The organism is Paraburkholderia sediminicola, assembly GCF_046026895.1.
Taxonomy (GTDB): Bacteria; Pseudomonadota; Gammaproteobacteria; order Burkholderiales; family Burkholderiaceae; genus Paraburkholderia; species Paraburkholderia sediminicola_C.
Genome location: NZ_JAQQEU010000253.1, coordinates 1 through 813, shown reverse-complemented (window position 1 = coordinate 813; position 813 = coordinate 1). Strand labels below are relative to the sequence as shown.

The 813-nt window shown below is 68.4% G+C and carries 1 protein-coding gene; it reads right to left on the bottom strand.

The features are described from left to right. The coding region (locus PQR02_RS40595; RefSeq protein WP_459252532.1) for a formate dehydrogenase beta subunit at positions 1–798 on the bottom strand (798 nt) is incomplete at its 3' end. Positions 799–813 lie beyond the last annotated feature (15 nt).

The window sequence follows — 813 nt, the reverse complement described above, 5'->3', positions numbered from 1 at the left end:
TCCCGCGCCCTTCGCGACGAACAGTTCGAAGCGATGCGCATGCGAGCCGAGCACGCTGTCGCCGAGCCAGCCGGCGGCGCGCGCGCGCGCGATGGCCGCCTCGAGCGTCGCGATCGAATGCGGGTACTCGCTGCGCACGTAGATGTAGCCGACCGTCGCGCCGGTCACGACGCCCGCGATCAGCATCCCTTCGATCAGCATGTACGGATCGCTTTCCATCACGAGGCGATCCGAGAAGGTGCCCGAGTCGCCCTCGTCCGCGTTGCAGACGATGTACTTCTGCGCCGCCTGCGCGCCGCGCACCGTGCGCCATTTGATGCCGGCGGGGAAGGCCGCGCCGCCACGGCCGCGCAGACCGGATTCGATCAAGGCTTCGCAGGCGGCGTTGCCGTCGATTTGCAGCGCGCGGCGCAAGCCTTCGAGGCCGCCGTGGGCGACGTAATCGTCGATGGAAAGTGGATCGGTGATGCCGATGCGCGCGAAGGTCAGGCGCTGCTGCTTCTTCAGATACGGAATCTCGTCGACCACGCCGACGCGCCGCGCATGCGCGCCGCCTTCGACGAAGCCGGCATCGAAGAGGGCTGCCACGTCGTGCGCTTCGACGTTCGCATAGCCGATGCGGCCTTCGGCAGTCGCGACTTCGACGAGCGGTTCGAGCCACAACAGGCCGCGCGTGCCGTTGCGCACCAGTTCGATTTCGACGCCGCGGCGCGCGGCTTCAGTTTGAATGGCCTGGGCCAGCGCGTCGGCGCCGAGCGCGAGCGCGGACGAATCGCAGGGAACGTAGATGCGCGTCATGCCGTCACCTCCACG